Origin of the sequence: Azospirillum lipoferum, from assembly GCF_024170005.1 — a bacterium.
Lineage (GTDB): Bacteria > Pseudomonadota > Alphaproteobacteria > Azospirillales > Azospirillaceae > Azospirillum > Azospirillum lipoferum.
In genome coordinates, this window is record NZ_JALJXJ010000022.1 from 71,965 (window position 1) to 84,553 (window position 12,589).

Annotated in this window: 10 protein-coding genes; 3 read left to right on the plus strand and 7 right to left on the minus strand. The window is 68.5% G+C overall.

The window, feature by feature from the left end; translation table 11 throughout:
• Positions 1 to 74: 74 nt before the first annotated feature.
• Both J2848_RS32840 and J2848_RS32845 read right to left on the minus strand, forming a co-directional pair.
• Complete coding sequence (locus J2848_RS32840) at positions 75 to 1,139, minus strand: SGNH/GDSL hydrolase family protein (protein WP_149234816.1); 1,065 nt, start codon at positions 1,137 to 1,139, stop codon at positions 75 to 77.
• A gap of 18 nt (positions 1,140 to 1,157) precedes the next feature.
• On the minus strand, positions 1,158 to 2,594 hold the full coding sequence (locus J2848_RS32845; RefSeq protein WP_149234815.1) for an MBOAT family O-acyltransferase: 1,437 nt from the start codon (positions 2,592 to 2,594) through the stop codon (positions 1,158 to 1,160).
• A 334-nt stretch (positions 2,595 to 2,928) separates the two neighbouring features.
• Here J2848_RS32845 and prfB point away from each other — a divergent pair.
• Both prfB and J2848_RS32855 read left to right on the plus strand, forming a co-directional pair.
• Positions 2,929 to 4,060 (plus strand): peptide chain release factor 2 gene (gene prfB / locus J2848_RS32850; RefSeq protein ID WP_149234814.1). Its coding sequence is split into 2 segments (ribosomal slippage): positions 2,929 to 2,997 and positions 2,999 to 4,060, totalling 1,131 coding nucleotides; the frame shifts between segments, so codons are not numbered across the junction.
• Positions 4,061 to 4,203: 143 nt separating this feature from the next.
• Entirely contained in the window at positions 4,204 to 4,530 is a 327-nt protein-coding gene (locus J2848_RS32855) for a peptidoglycan-binding domain-containing protein (protein WP_149234813.1), read from the plus strand.
• Positions 4,531 to 4,547: 17 nt separating this feature from the next.
• Here J2848_RS32855 and J2848_RS32860 read toward each other — a convergent pair whose 3' ends face one another.
• The 4 genes from J2848_RS32860 to J2848_RS32875 all read right to left on the minus strand — a co-directional run bounded on the left by J2848_RS32860 (position 4,548) and on the right by J2848_RS32875 (position 7,895).
• Positions 4,548 to 4,784 (minus strand): hypothetical protein, encoded by a 237-nt coding sequence (locus tag J2848_RS32860; RefSeq protein WP_149234812.1) that lies wholly within the window; start codon positions 4,782 to 4,784, stop codon positions 4,548 to 4,550.
• Between the two features lie 94 nt (positions 4,785 to 4,878).
• Positions 4,879 to 5,679, minus strand: coding sequence for a trehalose-phosphatase (gene otsB / locus J2848_RS32865; RefSeq protein WP_149234811.1), 801 nt, complete (start codon positions 5,677 to 5,679; stop codon positions 4,879 to 4,881).
• 878 nt (positions 5,680 to 6,557) lie between these two features.
• A complete protein-coding gene (locus tag J2848_RS32870) occupies positions 6,558 to 6,803 on the minus strand; it encodes a hypothetical protein (RefSeq protein ID WP_246194376.1) in 246 nt (81 codons plus the stop codon).
• 201 nt (positions 6,804 to 7,004) lie between these two features.
• Positions 7,005 to 7,895: an ROK family protein gene (locus J2848_RS32875; protein ID WP_149234809.1), complete on the minus strand. Its 891-nt coding sequence runs from the start codon at positions 7,893 to 7,895 to the stop codon at positions 7,005 to 7,007.
• A 218-nt stretch (positions 7,896 to 8,113) separates the two neighbouring features.
• Between J2848_RS32875 and J2848_RS32880 the strand changes: the two genes are divergently transcribed.
• On the plus strand, positions 8,114 to 10,567 hold the full coding sequence (locus tag J2848_RS32880) for an ankyrin repeat domain-containing protein (RefSeq protein WP_149234808.1): 2,454 nt from the start codon (positions 8,114 to 8,116) through the stop codon (positions 10,565 to 10,567).
• Between the two features lie 21 nt (positions 10,568 to 10,588).
• Here the strand turns inward: J2848_RS32880 and J2848_RS32885 are convergent, their stop codons facing one another.
• Complete coding sequence (locus tag J2848_RS32885; RefSeq protein ID WP_246194374.1) at positions 10,589 to 12,319, minus strand: caspase family protein; 1,731 nt, start codon at positions 12,317 to 12,319, stop codon at positions 10,589 to 10,591.
• Positions 12,320 to 12,589: the final 270 nt, after the last annotated feature.

The following is a 12,589-nucleotide window of genomic DNA, read 5'->3' on the forward strand; positions in this document are numbered from 1 at the left end:
TGAGCTGAATGAAAAAGGGGCGCCCATTGCGGGCGCCCCTTTTTCTGTTCGTCTGAGGGATTGTATTGCGGCGCTCAATGCGTCGTATTCCCCGCCCCGGTCAGCGATGCCAGGGCATCGACCGGGCAGTTGCCGAGCGGGCGCAGGTCGGGCTCCAGCGCCGCGAACATCGCGCGCACGCCATCCTCGTTGACGTGCAGGGCGTCCATGAACAGCTCGTCCTTGTCCACGGCGCGGCGGGCGTCGATCACGGTGACGCCGGCGGGCAGGCGGCCCTTCAGATCGGCGAAGAAGGCGTCGAAATTCTTCAGCTTGCCGGCGTAGGTCGGGAAATAGGGGGTGATGACCACCGCCACCCGGGTACCCTGCGCCTGGGCGCTGCGGATGATGTGGTCCAGCGCCTGCCAGTTGGCGTCGTCGGCGGTCATCATCTCTTCGGGTGCGGCGGCGAGCTGCACCTTCATCGGCTCCGGGATGGCGCCCACCAGAGTGCGGTCGGCGGCCGGCTTCACCAGGCCGGCGATCAGCCGCATGGTCTGGTTGTTGTTGAAGGTCATCAGGTTGAAGGCGTGGTTGGCCATCCACAGCTCCTGGTTTTCCTGACGGACGAAGGCGTCGATGCGCGGCGAGTAGTAGGCCAGCAGCGGCAGGTCGGCCAGATCATGCGGGTTGTCGACAACGCCGGTCGGCTCCAGCACCAGCAGGCGGGGCGCGCCGTGCCGCTCGACATAATCGTCCCACAGCAGGGCCGACAGGACGGTCGGCGCCCCGCCCATCCCGAGATTCAGCGCCCGGCCGCAGGTCATGTCCTGGAGCACGGAAACCGGGAAATGATTGTCCGCCCGTGAGTTGCCGAGCACCAGCACGTCGGCGGGACCACTGGCCGGGCTGCTGACCGGGTTATTGGCCGGGCGGGGCTCCGTCGTCAGGGCGGCCTTCACCATCAGGGTGCTCGACCGCTCCTCCTGCTTGGCCGGCGGCTTGGCTGCCGGCTGGGCCTCCGGCTCGAACGGGCGGTAGACCGTCATGAAGCGATCGCTGGAGCGCAGCAGCAGGTCACCCAGCGCCGAGGCCAGGACCCGGTCCATCGCCGTGACGGTGGCGAGGATCAGCGCGATGCAAGCCAGAAGGCGGTACATGGGGAGGTCTCCGTCCGGTCAGAACTGGAAGTAGATGAAGGCGTGGTTGGCGAAGCTGCCGAACAGCAGCATCACGAGGATCAGGGCCGAGCAGGCCATCGAGCGGGCCACCACATTGGTCCCGGCATAGCGGCGGCCAGCGCCGCGCTCGACCAGCGCATCGACCAGCAGAACGATCAGGCCGGTGACGGCGACGCGGATCAGCGAGCTGGCCTGCTGGTTGCCCTGCTGAAGGCCGAAATCGCCGTGGGCGATGATGCCCAGGATGGTCCAGACCGTTTGCAGGTTGTCGGCACGGAAGGGCAGCCAGGTCAGCGTCACCACGATGAAGACGAGGCCGATCATCACCAGCCGCCCGGCGGCCAGCACCGGGCCGCTGAGCCGCACCGGGCTGAGGGATGCCAGCCGGCGCATGCCGTCCTCCACCAGCATCAGGCCGCCATGCATCGCCCCCCACAGGACGAAGGTCCAGTTGGCGCCGTGCCACAGGCCGGAGACCAGCATGGTGATGACGACGTTGCGGATGCGCAGCCAGCGTGTGCGGCTGCCACCCATCGGCACATAGAGATAGTCCCGAAACCAGGTGGACAGCGAGATGTGCCAGCGCCGCCAGAAATCGCGCATGCCGGTGGCGAAGTAGGGGCGGGCGAAATTCTCGCACATGGTATAGCCGAAGATCTGCGCCAGCCCGATGGCGATCAGCGAATAGCCGGCGAAGTCGCCGTAGATCTGCAGAGAGAAGCAGAACAGCCCGATCACATGCTGGAGCGCGTTGAAGAACTCCGGCTGGTGGAAGCGGGCGTCGACCACCACGGCGGCGTTGTCGGCCAGCCCGATCTTCAGGAAATAGCCCCAGATCACCTTTTCCAGCCCGGCGAAGCGCTCCTGGAAGGGGATATCGCGCGGGCGCTGCTGGATTTGCGGCAGCAGGTCGCGCGCCCGCACGATCGGGCCGGCCACCAGCTGCGGGAAGAAGGCGACGAAGGTGGCATAGCGCATCAGGGAGCGCTCCGGCTCCTTCACCTCGCCGGTGTAGAGGTCGATGCCATAGCTGAGATTCTGGAAGGTGTAGAAGGAGATGCCGACCGGCAGCAGGATGTCGAGCGTCCGCCGTCCGATCTCCACCCCCAGCGAGGCCAGCGCGATCTCGGCGCTGTCGGCGAAGAAGTTGTAGTATTTGAAAAAGAACAGCATGCCCAGGTTGGCGCCCAGGCTGATGAACAGATACATCTTCTTGGTGCTGCGGTCGGGCGAATCGGCGATCTTCAACCCGCAATAGAAGTCGATGAAGGTGCTGAGCGCCAGCAGCCCGCAGAACCGGTAATCCCAATAGCCGTAGAAGATGTAGCTGGCCACCAGCAGGAAGGGCGTGAAGGCGCGCGTGCGGGCCAGCGCCATGAAGCCGGCGCTGAACACGGTGATGAACAGCAGGAAATTCAGGCTGGTGAAGCTCATCGTGCCCCCGGCAGAGGTGATCGCGCGTCGGTCCATTCGCGCAAGAAAGGCGAATTGCGCCGCAGAAGATAAGCTCGATTTCGGGGAATCCCGGCCGCCGCGGTAGGGTTGTGGGCCCGGATATGGGACGTACTCTGAAATGAACCGGTCCTATGATTCCAAACGGCTAGGACCCCCAAGCAGGGGCTCGGCCATACTCGAAAGTGGCAAGCCATCCCGGTGCGGAGTCCCGGCCGGCAAGTGGGTGCTCATTAAGGGGGTGCAAGGCCGGGGGCGAGCGGCTACATATGCAGCCGACAAACCTTTCAACTCTGGCTGACGAGGAGGCACCGCCATGCGGGCCGAGATCGAAGCGGCCGCCGGCGAGATCAGAGAATCGCTGGCGCTGCTGAGGAGGCATCTTTGACTGGGACAATGCACTGCGGCGTCTCGACGAACTGAACAACCTCGCCGAGGATCCCAAGCTTTGGGATGACCCGGCGCGGGCCCAGACCATCATGCGCGAGCGCACCCAGCTCGATACCTCCGTCGCCGGTTATCGTTCGCTGGAGCGTGACTTGTCCGACAGCCTGGAGCTGATCGAGATGGGCGAGGCGGAAGGCGACGCCACCGTCGTCGCCGATGCGGAGGCCCAGCTCTATGGCCTGCGCGACCGCGCCAACAAGCTGCAGATCGAAAGCCTGCTGTCGGGCGAGGCGGACGCCAACGACTGTTTCGTCGAGGTGAATGCCGGCGCCGGCGGTACGGAGGCCCAGGACTGGGCGCTGATGCTGATGCGCATGTACACCCGCTGGGCGGAGCAACACGGCTACAAGACCGAATGGCTGGACGAGACGCCGGGCGAAGAGGCCGGCATCAAATCCGCCACCGTGCAGATCAAGGGCCACAACGCCTATGGCTGGCTGAAGACCGAGGCCGGCGTGCACCGTCTGGTGCGCATCAGCCCGTTCGACAGCCAGGCGCGGCGTCAGACCAGCTTCGCCGCCGTCTCGATTTCCCCGGTGATCGACGACAAGATCGACATCGAGATCAACGAGAAGGACTGCCGCATCGACACCTACCGGGCGTCGGGTGCCGGCGGCCAGCACATCAACAAGACCGACTCGGCGGTGCGCATTACGCACATCCCGACGAATATCGTGGTGAGTTGCCAGCAGGAACGGTCGCAGCACAAGAACCGCGCCAAGGCGTGGGACATGCTGCGGGCCCGCCTGTACGAACGCGAGCTGAAGATCCGCGAGGATGCCGCCGCCGCGCTGGAGGCTACCAAGACCGACATCGGCTGGGGCCACCAGATCCGGTCCTATGTCCTCCACCCCTACCAGATGGTGAAGGATCTGCGGACGGAGGTGGAGACCTCGCAGAGCCAGGCGGTGCTGGACGGCGCGCTCGATCCCTTCCTGGAGGCCGCACTCGCCTCCCGCATCAAGGGGCAGAGCGACGACGCGCACGCCGCAGGGGGCTGACCGGCCGGAATGTTGAAAAGGGCGGTCGCTTGCGGCCGCCCTTTTCGATTCGGCGCGTATCTGGAATGCCCCCCTTCGGAATGAAAGTGTGGGCTCGGCTGTTTCAACAGGCTGTCGCCCCAACGATTCGGAGCAACCGATCCATGAACAGACGTCTTCTTCCGGCCCTGAGCGGCGCCATGCTGTGCGGCGCGATGCTGCTGGCGACCCCGGCCTTCGCCGCCTGCGATACGGACAATCTGCCGGACGAGATGCGCCGGGCCTTCATTTCTGGTGCCCAGGAAGCGCTGAACGACCACGGCTTCAATGCCGGGTCCGTGGACGGCAAGATGGGATCGCGCACCCGAACGGCGATCCGCTCCTATCAGCGTGCGGCCAAGCTGCCGGTGGACGGCTGCGCCACCCAGGGGCTTCTCGACCACCTGAATTTCAGCCAGCCGAAGATCTACGGGCCGAACAAGCCCCGCTGATTTAGCCTCGGCTGTTCTCAAGCCAGCATGTCGAGCAGGCGTCGGCTGTTCTCCTGCGTCGCCTGGAGCACCTTGGCGTTCGCGGCGAAATCCACCTGGGCCGAGGTCAGGTCCAGCACCACGGCCGGGTCCAGATTGCCGGACGCGATCTGTTCCGACGCCGCTTCGGTGCGGGCCTGGGCATCCTGCAAGCCGTCGACGGCGCTGGCCTGCGGCCGGTACGGCGTGGCGGAGGTGGCCGATCCGATGTCCATGACGCGCTGCCCGGCTGGTTGAGCGGCCAGGATAGGGGGGCGAGGGTTTAGGGTTGGTGAATGGGGGAGGGGGCGTTCGCAGGCGGCTGCGACCTCACCCCTGCGCCAGCCAGTCCGCCAGCCGGCCGAGGAAGGCCGTTGCCTCCGTCGGGTCGTGCAGGCTCCAGGCTGCCGCCGTCTCCGCCGGTTCCTCCATCACCCGGATGCCGATCCCCCTGCCATCTCCCCGGCTCGCCAGTGCGCGGAAGGCGTCCTCGTCGGTCTCATCGTCGCCGATGTAGATCGGTAGGGTGCCGGGCCCCTCCAAACCCAGCGCCTCCAGCAAGGCCAGGACGGCGCGGCCCTTGTCCCAAGGCAGGTTGGGGCGAAGCTCGAACAGTTCCTTGCCGCCGGTCATGCGCAGACGCGGCTGGGCCTCCACCACGGCACGGACGGCGTCGGCGACCAGGGGTTTTTCGGCCGGAGCGACTTGGCGGGTGTGGATGGCGATGGCGAAGCGCTTGCGCTCGACCAGGGCGCCGGCAATGCCGCCGAGCCGGTCGCGCAGTTGCCCTTCGGCGGTGTCGAGGTCGGGGACGTACTCCACTCCCACCTGCCGGCGCAACTCCGGCCCGCGCAGGTCGAAGCCGTGGCTGCCGGCATAGACCAGCCCGTCCACCGCTACCATCGTGGTCAGATCATCCAGGTCACGGCCGCTGACGAAGGCGACCGGGCAGAGCGCCGAGAGTCGCTGGACCACCGTGCGCGCCTCGACGGGCATCACCGCCAGTTCGGGGCGCGGCGCGATGGCGGCCAGCGTGCCGTCATAGTCGAGGAAAAGGGCGGGGGTGCGGTCGCCCAGCGATGCGGTGAAGGCGTCGAACGCCGCGAGAGCGGATGGGGGAGAGAGGTGCAAGGCCGGATCCTCAAGCGCCGCTGTCGGTCGGAACGCAGCGGACCGGGGCCGGCACGCCGCCGTTGTGTAACGGCCGGGACGCAGCACTGGCTTCCGGTTCGGCAAAAGGAATGGTTCGGCTGTGGCCGATCCGCAACAGATCCCTCCAAAAGCTGCGGCCCCACGCAGGGGCCGGCTTTGGGGGTTGCAGTACCCCCGGGTTCTGGTACTGTTGCAGTGCAGCAAGCGATTGCTGCTTCGCCCTTCTTGGGCGTTTCCTCCCTAAACTCAAGGCCGCTGTTTCCAGCGGCCTTTTTCTTGCCAGAAACCGCCCGGGGAAGGCAACCCCTGACAAAAGTCATAGCTCTGCAGTTTTCCGGTTCCGGATCCGCGCCGCTTGGGGATTGCCGATCCGTCGGACCCGACCGGAAGACAGGGGGCGGCAGTTTGGCGGCTCCAAAAAATCTTTTGATCACATTGGGTTAGAGTCATCGAGCATGGCGGTCCGATCCTGTCCGTCTGCTCCGGCAGGCGTGATGCGACCTGCCGGTCGCCGTATTCCCGATCCCGCAGGCTTTGTCCGTATGCCGGAATTTTTTGTCGCGGACCGCCGCCAGAACAGGCGGGAGAGTGAAAAACCGTCGCAGGAGAACGGAAGCACTGCCGCCCGCGTCCGAACTGTCGTATAGATCGGAGCGAAACACCTATCCGCCGTCCTCCACAGGAGCCGTTCCCATGGACATCGCCATCATGGTCCTCGCCGTCGCCTTCTTCTTCTGGCAGACCATCACCGATTGATTCGGGCGCCTGCTGCTTCCGGCATTGCCGATCAGAAGTGCGAAAGGGGCGGTCCCGTCGGGCCGCCCTTTTTTCATGGCACCGATCAGTTGGAAAGAGTGTCAGTCGGCGGCGATGGGCGGTTCCAGCCGGGCATGGGCGGACGCGATCAGCTGCAGCGTCTCCATGATGGAACCGATGGCCTCGTGCAGGTCGGCCTGCTCGTCGCCGGGCAGGGTGGCCAGAACCGTCTCCAATTCGACAGCCGCATCCTGCAACCGTGCACAGGCATGCTCCAGATGGTGGCTGGTGCCCTGGACGGCAGTCCGATCATTGTCACCGGGATCATTTGCAGAATGCAAACGCATCGCCGGCTTCCCGGCCCGTGTCGCGTTCCGGTTTGCAAAATGCAAATGAACGCTGTTACCGGTGCCTCGCGTCCCCAACTTTTTCCGCATCATGGGCGTACCCCCGTTCGGTCTGACCAGGGAATGCGCAAGTCCCGTGCCATCCCGTGACCGTTGGTTGCGGTTGCCCTCTCGAAAATGGTGCCATAGGGTCGGGACCGTTCAGTCCGGCCACAGGCGGGCGGCGCCGCGCATGCCGCTTTCCGCGCCATGGCGCGCGACCGCCATCCGGGTGCGCGGCTCGGTCGTCAGGGTCCAGGCACCCCAACGCCGTGTTACCGCCTCGCAGAGGCCGGGCAGGGCGGACAGGCCGCCACCGACCACCACCATGTCGGGATCCAGCAGGTTCACCACAGGCGCCAGCGCGCGGGCCAGCGCATCGGCATGATGGGCCAGGGTTCGGGCCGCGGCGGCATCACCTGCCAAGGCGCGGGCGGCGATCTCCGGCGGATCCAGCGTCTCGCCGCCGAGATGGCGGTGCAGGCGCGACAGCCCGGCGCCGCACAGCATGGTTTCCAGGCAGCCCGTCTTGCCACAGCCGCAGGGCACCGGCGGGCCGTCCGCCCCCTCGCGCCAGGGAAGCGGTGCATGGCCCCATTCGCCGGCCAGCCCGTTGGCGCCGGGCAGAATGCGGCCGTCCACCACGATGCCGCCGCCGACCCCGGTACCCAGGATGACGCCGAACACCACCGATCCGCCTCCGGCCGCCGCCCCGTCCGTTGCCTCCGACAGGGTAAAACAGTTGGCGTCGTTGGCGATCCGCACCGGCCGGCCGATCCGCCGCGTCGCGTCGGCGGCGAAGGAATGCCCCTCCAGCCAGGGCAGGTTGACTGCGTGCACCCGTCCGGCCGCGACATCGACCACGCCGGGCAGGCTGATGCCGATCCCCCCGGCTCCTGCCGGGTCCAGGGCGGCCACCGTCTCCGCCAGGGCATCCAGCGTCGCCTCATAGCCGCGGGGGGTTGGGCGACGGTTGCGGGCAAGCTCCGTCCCATCGCGGCCCAGCGCCACGGCCGCGATCTTGGTGCCGCCCAAATCGATTCCGATTCGCATGCCTGTCGCCGTCCGGATAGTAGGAAATGACCGATTTTCGGGGGCAACCCTATACCCCTCCCCCGTCCGGCGGACCAGGGTTGCTTTCGTGCCGGAAGGGTCAGTTCACCCACCCCGGAAGAGAGGGGGTAACCGCCCTTTGCTCCGTCGGGGCTTGGGGGGCGCATCACTAGAGTCTCATCAGCGCATCCTTCACTGATCGGCGTCTTGAGATGTCCATGGACCGTTCTGCCCCGAAACACTCCCCGCGCGCCCGGCGCGCCGCTCCGGGCCACCACGATCCCGTTTCCGAGTCCGCCGGCGTCACGGCGGACGAGATCCGCGATGGACTGGTCCTGGCCTTTCTGGCGCGCAAGAGGCTTCTGGTTCTGGTCGGCGACGCCGGGTCGGGCCGTCCCGCCCTGTTCCGCCAACTGGTCGAGCATGTCGAGGCCGATGGCGCGATGGTGTTGCCGGTCGCCGCGTCGGTCGGTGCGGAGATCGAGGATCTGGTGTCCGCCGCCGGCACCGGCGCGCTGCCCGATCTGATGCCGGGGGAAGACGGCGAGGCCGATTTCGACACTCTGATCGCGGCGCTGGAAGAGCGGCTTGAGCTTGCCGGGGCCGGGCTGCTGGCGGTCGACAACGCCGCCGTGCTGGCGCCGCCGGTGCTGGCCGATCTGGTCGACCTGACCAGGGCGGAAACGCCGGCCGGCCGCTTCATGCAGGTGCTGCTGTGCGGTACGCCCGAGCTGGAAGGAACGCTGGCCCGCGCCGGGCTGACGGACGAGCTGCGCGACATGGGCGTGATCTACCGGATGACGGCGGGTGGCGGCTTCGCCGAAGACGTGCGGGAGGTTCCGCCGGTACCCAGGCCCGTGCCGATGCTGTCGGTTCCGCCCCAGCCTCAGCAGCCTCCGGCACAGCCCGCCGCGATCCCGCCTGCCAACGACTGGTCGGTTGGGCGGCAGCAGGAGAATTGGCAGCAGCAGGAGCGCCGGCAGGACGACCGTTTGCAAGATGGCCGCTTGCAAGATGGCCGGGACTGGACCGACGGTGGTGCCGGGCCAATGGCGGGGCCGGACCAGGGCTGGTCTCCGGACGGCGGTCAGGGCGGCGCCATGCGGGCGCCGCGCCGGACCGCGCTCTACGCCGGGGCGGCGCTGACCACGCTGGTCCTGCTGGGGGCTGCCGGTGCGGCCATCGCCACCGCGGTGCCGGGTGCCTTCCCCGACCGTGCGCTCGCCATGGTCGAAGAGGGCTGGATCAAGGCGCGCGATGCGGTTGAACGGACCGTGCAGGGGCTGACCGGAGCCGCGGCACCGGTTGACCGGCAGCATGCCGCCAATGTGCCGGTCGCGCCCGCTCCCGAACTGCCCGCCTCATCTGCGGTCACCCCGTCCACTGCGGTGGCGGCTCCGACCACGCAGGTGACGGCCCAGGCGACTGTCGTGCCGCCGCCTGCCGCCGGCACCCAGACGGTTTCGAAGCCGGCGGCGACGCCCACTTCGACTGTCGCCCTGAAGGCTGCCGCACCGGCCGAAACCGCGGCCCTGCCGCCGGCCCAACAGCAGCCGGCCCAACAGCAACCGACCGCTGCCGCCAAACCCTCCGCGACCGGTAACACGGAAGCGGCACCGGGCATCGCTTCGCTGCCGCCGCTGGAGGATCCGTCGGCGACCGCCGCGGTTCCGGCTGCGCCGCCGCAGCCCACGGTCCCGGACGTCGATACCGCCCAGCGGGTGCGGGCGATGGTCGATCAGGCCCGCCGCCAGATCGCCGGCAAGCGCCTGACCACTCCGCCGGGCGACAACGCCTATGAAACGGTGCAGCGCATCCGCCAGATCGCGCCGACCTCGCCGGAGGCGGCGGAACTGCTGACCACCATGACCGACACCTATCGCCGCTGGGCGATGCTGGCCGAACGCGACGGTGACTGGTCGGAGACCAAGCGCTTCTACGAGCGGGCACAGATGATCTCGCCCGACAGCCCCGATCTGGCCGAGCGCATCCGCGCGGCGAGCGAACAGCGGACCTATACGGGCCCGTCAACCGGCCCGGCCACCGGGACCGCCTCCGGTACTGCGCCCGGCAGCTCCGCGGCGCCGGTGAACGCGACGCCGGGACTGGGGGACCGCGAGTCGGTTCTGGCCCTGCTGCGCAACCCGGCGGAGCTGTCGCGGACGCTCCAGGCCGGCGCCAGTGCCGACACGCGTCTGGACAATGGCAAGACCCTGCTGATGATGGCGGCCGAACAGGGGCTGGCCGATGCGGTGCGCGTGCTGCTTGACCGCCACGCCCGCACCGACCTGCGGACCTCCGACGGTGCCACGGCGGTGATGTATGCCGCCTGGGGCGGGCATGACGCGGTGGTCCGGGCGCTGGCCGATGGCGGTGCCGACCTCGACACCACCAACAGCGACGGCAAGACCGCGCTGATGGCCGCCGCCGCCCGCGGCCACCAGGATGTGGCGCGCACGCTGATCCAGCGCGGGGTGATGGTCGACCGCACCACCGCCTATGGCTGGTCGGCGCTGATGTATGCGGCCAACAACGGGCACGAGGCGGTGGCGAAGCTGCTGCTGGACAGCGGCGCCAACCCCTACCGCATGGATGCCAACGGCAATTCCGCCCTGACTCTCGGCGCGTTGCAGGGGCATGTGCAGGTGGTGGAGGCGCTGAAGCCGCGCTGATCCTTACTGGCTGATCATCCCTTACTGGTCGAGGCGGACGGAGCCGCGCCACATCCCGGCGCTCTGTCCGCCGTTGGCGTAGTGGAAGATGCCGGGGCCGTCCGGCTGACCGTCGCGGAAACGCCCGGCGAAGCGGCTGCCGTCGGTGAAGGTCATCACGCCGAAGCCAGACATCAGGTCGCCCGACCATTCTCCTTCATAGGTTTGGCCATTGACGAAGCGGTAGACGCCGGTTCCCTGGCGGATCGGTCGGCCCAGTGCCGGGTTAGCTCCCGCATTCGACGAGGATTGCGCCCAAGTCCCCTCATAGCGGTCGCCGCCGGAAAAGCCGTAGCTCCAGTAACGGCTGTCGGGACGGCTGCGTGCCCGCTCCGCCGCGGTGCGGGCGTCGCCCAGCGCGCGCATCGCCTGTTGCTCCGCCTCCACTGCCGGGCCGTCAGGCGTGGAGAAGCCGGTGCCGGGCGCGGCGCCGGCGAAGCCGCGCGGCCGCTCCGTCTGGATCGGGTCGGAGTTGCCGGCGGTGGGCAGTTCCATGCCTTGCTCCATACCGGGATCGCCGAAGGAGGGGCCGGCCTCCACCGGGCCACGGGCGCGGGCGGCCTGCGGCGATGGGTCGGCCCAGCGGGCGGCGAGCGCTCCCGCGGTAAGATAGCCGGTCCGGCCGGCCGAGTCGCGCACGCGCAGCCAGCTTCCTTCCGGCACGGACTCCAGCACCGTCACGGCGCTGCCGGCCGCCAGTTGGGCGACGCCGCGGGCGCCGACGGCCGGCCGGTCGAACAGGACACCGGCCTTCGCCATTTCATACTCGCCGGGCGGGAGGCTGGGGGTGGTCACCGCCGGTGGTTCCTTCGGCGCGGTGGCGGAGGGAGCGGGCGCCGTCGGAGGAGTGGTTGGCGGGGTGGCCGGCGGCTTTGCGGCGGCGACGGCCGGGACCAGCACCAGATTGCTGCCCAGCCGGTCCTGCAGCCAGGGCAACTGGCGACCGTCGCTGCGTTCGGCGACCGCACGCGCCACCTCCGCCAGCGAATCGCGGAATGCAACGCCGGGCTTGACCATCTCGCGTGCCAGCGCAGCGGTGAAGGCATTGGGTCCCTTGGCCGTCTTCGGCGGCACCGGCGGCACGCCCGGACGGTGGGCGTAGACGACGAACAGGCCGTCCGCTTCCATCGGTGTGCCCAGCGCGCCGCCGCCGACCCGTTGGGACAGCGCGTCGGCGACGCCGGGGTCGATCACCACAACGGCCTTGCGCCCGCTGTCGCGCAGATCGCTCAGCAGGCCGTCCAGATCCAGGGCGGCGCGCGGCAGATCCTCCGCCCCGGTTGGGGCGGCGTCGGCCGGCAGCAGGAACTCCCGCTCTCCCAGCCCGACGGCAAGGCCGGTATAGTAGACGAAGCCGAGGTCGGCCCCGGACAGTGCCTCGCGGAAGCGCTCCAATGCCGACTCCATGGCGACCCGCCCGACATTGTCGGCCCGCGTCACTGAAAAGCCGGCGCTGCGCAATGCCGACGCCATGGCCGACGCGTTGCCGGCGGCCTGGTCCGAGCGGCTGTTGAGTGCGGTATAGCGACCGTTGTCGATGACCAGGGCCACACGCTTGCCGGTTTCCGCCTGCGCACCGCCCCCCTGCATGCCGCCGAAGGGGAGGGCGGTCAGCAGCGCCGCGGTCAGGGCGGTCGCCTTGAGGCGGCGCCTCCACCGGCCGGCGGGTCGGCGGTCTGTATGGCTTGCGGTCGAGGGCGCGGTCTTCGTCACGGCGTTCCATCCTTCGTAGTCGCGGCAGCCCCTTGCCATGGGAATGGGCACGAACCCGTGCGCCGCCCGTTGCCGGGGAGCGTACCGCCGCCGGGAGCATAGCCTTTTCCGCCATTCGGGAACGCCGCTCATTCGGAGCGTCGGACTGTGGCGGCGTTACCCCGCGTGGACGAGATGCGGGCTTGCCGCGTGCGCCACACCTGCGGCGGCAGGGAGGGAGCCGGCGATGTATCGCTTTCCCTTCGCGGCGAAGCCGCCTATATGACGCTC

Bases quoted from the DNA above. Each gene is read 5' to 3' on its own strand.
- J2848_RS32875 (WP_149234809.1), bottom strand. From the start codon at position 7,895: ATGCGAATCGGAATCGATTTGGGCGGCACCAAGATCGCGGCCGTGGCG.
- J2848_RS32870 (WP_246194376.1), bottom strand. From the start codon at position 6,803: ATGCGTTTGCATTCTGCAAATGATCCCGGTGACAATGATCGGACTGCC.
- J2848_RS32855 (WP_149234813.1), top strand. From the start codon at position 4,204: ATGAACAGACGTCTTCTTCCGGCCCTGAGCGGCGCCATGCTGTGCGGC.
- J2848_RS32840 (WP_149234816.1), bottom strand. From the start codon at position 1,139: ATGTACCGCCTTCTGGCTTGCATCGCGCTGATCCTCGCCACCGTCACG.
- J2848_RS32845 (WP_149234815.1), bottom strand. From the start codon at position 2,594: ATGAGCTTCACCAGCCTGAATTTCCTGCTGTTCATCACCGTGTTCAGC.
- J2848_RS32860 (WP_149234812.1), bottom strand. From the start codon at position 4,784: ATGGACATCGGATCGGCCACCTCCGCCACGCCGTACCGGCCGCAGGCC.
- J2848_RS32880 (WP_149234808.1), top strand. From the start codon at position 8,114: ATGGACCGTTCTGCCCCGAAACACTCCCCGCGCGCCCGGCGCGCCGCT.